A 4,658-nucleotide genomic window follows, 5' to 3' on the forward strand; every position below is an offset into this window, starting at 1 on the left:
ATAGAGGCTTTTTAAAGCATAAGCTAAAAGGATTTCAAGATGACATATATGAGAAAAATTTCAATATTGTATTTTTTAATTATTCTCTCTGCAATGAACATCTGTATTGCAGAAGAAAAGAAGAATAGAGAAGAAGCTGAAAAATTTGAAATTATTATAAACCAATCGATAGTAGGCAAATTAGGATTTGGTCATAACGCTGCGGGTGGATACTATTTCATAGAAGACACAAAAAATCAGCAATATAATTTTGGTTATGTTTGGGATTTTAATGATGAAGAACTAAAAACTATTAACCATCTCCTTGACAACGAAGTCTTTCTCAATGTTAAGGGGAATGTAAAAAAATGGGGAGATGGAACTATTGAGATTATTAGAGATAAAGACTTTTTGATAAAACGACATATTGAGCCAGAACAAAAAAATACTATATCTTTTTCGGAAATAAGATATAATATGAACGAAGGTATGACGGAATTGCAATTTAAAGAATACGTCAAGAAACTCAAAGGAAAAAGAGTAAAATGGAGCGGCTGGGTAGAAGAAGTTGATGAAAAATTTTTGGGAGGATATAAAGTCTTAGTTGATATGGATTCTCCAAACCAGCCAATTAGTGTTCAAGATATTACATTTGAAGTATCAAAAGAGCAAGCTCTAAGGTTGAAGAAAAACGAAAAGATTACGTTTGAAGGCACGATATCATCGATTTTAAATATAATGTCATCACTTCAAATATCTTTAGAAGAAGTAAAAATTGTTCAATAAAAAAATTAGTGATTCATTTCTGTTTTATATAAGCATTCCTATACGTTGAGATATTGTTATGAGTTTGAACTTCGAATGGGACCCGAACAAAGCCCGTAGCAATCACGGGAAACATGGTATCAGTTTTGAGGAAGCAACCACTGTCTTTAATGATCCGTTTTTTATAACTTTTTTAGATGTCGAACACTCTCAAAATGAGGAACGATATATTACATTAGGTACATCGGCTGGCCAACGATTACTAATGATTGCCCATACCGAGCGTAAGGAAGCCATTCGTATCATTAGTGCAAGAAAGGCAACGAAAAATGAACGACGATTCTATGAAGAAGCGGAATGACAATTATGAACTACGTGAGGATTATGATCTCTCTCAGTTACCCATTATGCCCAAAGGTAGATATGCACCTGAAAGGCGGTTGGGAAAAAATGTCGTAGTGTTAGAACCTGACTTAGCACGTGCTTTTCCTTCTGACGAGTCAGTTAATCAAGCACTCCGACTTATTTTGAAAGCTACTAAAATTCCTGTAAAAACAATAAGTAATGATAAACCACATTACGCTAACATTACGCTCCAGGGGACGCCGTGAACGGGATCTGCACGCCCGAAAGCTGTTGGCGGCGCCCCTGAGCTTGGCGTTGTGAGTTTAATTTAAGGGGGAACTGAATGAAAAAACATAACCTTTTTAGCGTTTTAATTATTATTATTCTTTTTGGCTTTACAGGGACAGTTCAAGCAGACTTGAATGATGGTTTAGTGGCTTATTACCCATTTAACGGTAATGCCAATGATGAGAGTGGGAATGGCAATCACGGAGTCGTTGAAGGTGCAACTTTAACAGAAGATCGATTTGAAAACACAAATAGAGCGTATGCTTTTGATGGTGTTAATGACTACATTATTATTAATGATGGTTCTCAATTTAATTTTTCTAATGAACTAAGCATTTCATTTTGGGTTAATCCAGAAGCCAATCAACTTAATTGTGCAGCTATTTTAGATAAGAGCCATGCTCATGTTTCAAATAATGGAATAGCAAAAAGCTGGGTAGTACAAAGCTGTGGATATAGTACTAACAATTTTTCACTCCATTATTGTTCCAATAATGAAGGAACATATAATAATAATTTTGCCTTACAAGCGAGTAAATGGACAAATATAACAATAACTAAGCAAGACAGTCAGGTTTCAATATACAAAAATGGAATTTTTGAATCTATATCTGAAGAACTCTTTTTGACAATCGCATCTAATGGAAATAATCCTTTGCTCATAGGTGCTGTTTTAAATTATGTTAGTTCCAGAGCTTTTAATGGAAAAATTGATGAAGTCCGCATCTATAACCGTGCCCTTTCTGAATCTGAAATCCAAGAACTTTATAATGAACAACCTTGTGATTGTCCTGCTGAATGCCCTCAAGCAGAACTTAATACACAATATGAAGCTGGTAAGCAATACTGTATAAAAAACCCTGCTGCATGTGGAATTGTGATAGGTGGTGATACTCAAACGTCCTATGATGAAGGCTATTCTGCAGCAATAGCAGATGTAAAAGCAAATCCTTCAGCATACGATTTGTTTGATTCCTGTGATGAATGCGGAACCAATAAGCCTGTTAATCCATTTATCCCATTAGATAGTACCGATAACTGTGCAATCCTTGAAAGCAACTTTGATATTACAATGCCTTGTATTGATGTCTTTGAAACTAAGATTCCTATTAATCTTCAAAAGTTTACTTACCCAGATGACCCTTTTGGATATTATTGGAAGCTTAATTTAGAATAAACTATAATTCTAATTATAAATATAAAAATATTTGTAATGATCACAACAAATCATTTCACCTGACCGCCGTTAACGTAGGCTCAACTGCGGAAGCTATTGGCGGCGGCAGGTGAATTCAGTCGTTGTGCAAATTTAATTGGAGGTTCTAATGGGAAAATTTAAAATTACATTTCTGACTGTTATAACTGGCTTGCTTTTGCTATTTTTTTCAAGTTTAGCTCAGGCTGATTTAAAAGATGGATTAGTGGCGTACTACCCTTTTAATGGTAATGCTAATGATGAAAGCGGGAATGGGAATCATGGGGTGGTAAATGGTGCTAATTTGACAGAAGATCGATTCGGTAATGCTAAAAGTGCGTATAGTTTTGATACCAACAATTATATCAAAATTGATAATAGTTCTATTTTTCAATTTGGTGATAATGCGTTAACTTTATGTGCATGGTTTAAAGCTCCTGAAGGAAGTAGTTATCGTTGTATTTTGGGAAAACAGGCGAGTTCTGGTGGTTATGGCGGATTTGTGCTTCGAGTAAATGAAGATGGTAAATTTCAGTTTTTTGCTTCATACTGCGGTTCAAGCAGATGTGGGAGTTTACCCGAACATTCGGCATTCTCGCCTATTCGAATTGATGATGAATTATTTCACCATGCTGTTGGTGTCCGCCTTGCAACTGGAGAATTGAAATTATATATTGATGGAGAGTATGTTGGCTCAAGCTTACTTGAAATTCCAAATTTAGACATAAACAATACAAATCCATTATTTATTGGAACACAGAATATTCATCATGATTATTCTTATAAGGGCATTGTTGATGAAGTTCGTATTTATAACCGTGCCCTTTCCGAATCTGAAATTCAGGAACTTTACCGTGAAGGTGAGCTCACTGATGACAGATATGAAGAGGGTTATGAGGCTGGAAAACAATATTGCATCAATAACCCAGAAGCATGTGGTATTTCTGTCAGTGGAGGGTGTAATCAATCGGATTTAGATGCAGAGTATCAGAGCGGATATAATGCAGGGTGCTCGGCTTGTTCAAATGGAGCTTCTACACCAGTCACATTATCGCCCGGACTTGATATGCATATCCCGGTGCTTCAATACGAGACGCTTCTGGGGACTATGAATTTATGGGCTGATTTTGAGTTTGCTGGTGAAAGTAGCGGTGATTTGATCTGGAAATTGTCAGATTTTGGTCAGGAATAATTTCAGTTTATGAGACATAAGTATCTGGCGTTGCTTTGAGAAGGATTCTGTATGGTAAATATTGAAAAACATATTTTACATTGGAAAAATGGAGCGGAAGAAGACTTTGAAGTTTCGGAACACCTCATCAAGTCAGGTAAAATCCGGCATGGACTCTTCTTCCTCCATTTGACTTTGGAAAAAATTCTCAAAGCCCATGTTTGTCGCAACAGTGGAGACATTGCTCCGAGGATGCATAATCTTGTGAGGCTTGCCGAGCTTTCAGAAATTTCCTTTCTGGAGGAACATACCGTATTTTTTTGCGGAAATGAATCCGCTCAATATCGAAGGTCGCTATCCTGAAATGTGGGGACCGCTTCCGTCTCCGGATGATGTGGATAGACTTTTGAAAAAAACGGGAGAAATGTTCAAATGGCTGAAGAATCAATTATAAAATCAGTTAAGCAATATCTGAAGGCACTTTTGAAGGCGGGCATTCCGGTTAAATTCGGCATCATGTTCGGTTCTCATGTACGCAATGAGCAACACAAATGGAGCGACATAGATTTGCTGGTAATCTCATCCTTGTACGATGAATCGTATAGTCGGGAAGACATCAACTTGCTTTGGCGAACCGCTGCCCGAACAGATAGCAGAATAGAACCCATTCCGGTTGGTGTTAATCGTTGGAAAAATGATGACGAGAGCACGATTATTGAAACAGCTCGGCGAGAAGGGGTATTGATAACAGCGTAAGATATGGTTGACATATTGCACAACATTGCACTCCAGGGGACGCCGTGAACGGGAGCGGTTCCCGCGAAAGCTGTGGGCGGCGCCCCTGAGTTTAGCGTTATATGAAGCCTTCGGCAGATGCAACGCGCAGTATTTATTAGTCTTTTTCATACTCCATCC

At 37.4% G+C, this 4,658-nt stretch carries 7 protein-coding genes; all 7 read left to right on the forward strand.

Going from position 1 to position 4,658, the window contains the following annotated elements; translation table 11 throughout:
• The first annotated feature begins 39 nt into the window (after nucleotides 1–39).
• The 7 genes from MTBBW1_RS17090 to MTBBW1_RS17120 all read left to right on the forward strand — a co-directional run bounded on the left by MTBBW1_RS17090 (nucleotide 40) and on the right by MTBBW1_RS17120 (nucleotide 4,499).
• Nucleotides 40–765: a hypothetical protein gene (locus tag MTBBW1_RS17090; RefSeq protein ID WP_080805231.1), complete on the forward strand. Its 726-nt coding sequence runs from the start codon at nucleotides 40–42 to the stop codon at nucleotides 763–765.
• Between the two features lie 58 nt (nucleotides 766–823).
• Nucleotides 824–1,105: a BrnT family toxin gene (locus MTBBW1_RS17095; protein WP_222424095.1), complete on the forward strand. Its 282-nt coding sequence runs from the start codon at nucleotides 824–826 to the stop codon at nucleotides 1,103–1,105.
• A 327-nt stretch (nucleotides 1,106–1,432) separates the two neighbouring features.
• Nucleotides 1,433–2,554: a LamG domain-containing protein gene (locus MTBBW1_RS17105; protein ID WP_080805234.1), complete on the forward strand. Its 1,122-nt coding sequence runs from the start codon at nucleotides 1,433–1,435 to the stop codon at nucleotides 2,552–2,554.
• A gap of 148 nt (nucleotides 2,555–2,702) precedes the next feature.
• Nucleotides 2,703–3,764 carry a LamG domain-containing protein gene (locus MTBBW1_RS17110; RefSeq protein ID WP_080805235.1) on the forward strand — a complete coding sequence of 354 codons (1,062 nt, stop codon included), beginning with the start codon at nucleotides 2,703–2,705 and terminating at the stop codon, nucleotides 3,762–3,764.
• Between the two features lie 51 nt (nucleotides 3,765–3,815).
• Nucleotides 3,816–4,106 (forward strand): HEPN domain-containing protein, encoded by a 291-nt coding sequence (locus MTBBW1_RS17115; protein WP_080805237.1) that lies wholly within the window; start codon nucleotides 3,816–3,818, stop codon nucleotides 4,104–4,106.
• A gap of 1 nt (nucleotide 4,107) precedes the next feature.
• Nucleotides 4,108–4,197: a hypothetical protein gene (locus MTBBW1_RS30415; RefSeq protein ID WP_425430018.1), complete on the forward strand. Its 90-nt coding sequence runs from the start codon at nucleotides 4,108–4,110 to the stop codon at nucleotides 4,195–4,197.
• Nucleotides 4,176–4,499: a nucleotidyltransferase domain-containing protein gene (locus tag MTBBW1_RS17120; RefSeq protein ID WP_080805239.1), complete on the forward strand. Its 324-nt coding sequence runs from the start codon at nucleotides 4,176–4,178 to the stop codon at nucleotides 4,497–4,499. Before MTBBW1_RS30415 ends, MTBBW1_RS17120 begins: the two co-directional genes overlap by 22 nt.
• Nucleotides 4,500–4,658 lie beyond the last annotated feature (159 nt).

The sequence above is a fragment of the Desulfamplus magnetovallimortis genome (assembly GCF_900170035.1).
GTDB lineage: Bacteria > Desulfobacterota > Desulfobacteria > Desulfobacterales > Desulfobacteraceae > Desulfamplus > Desulfamplus magnetovallimortis.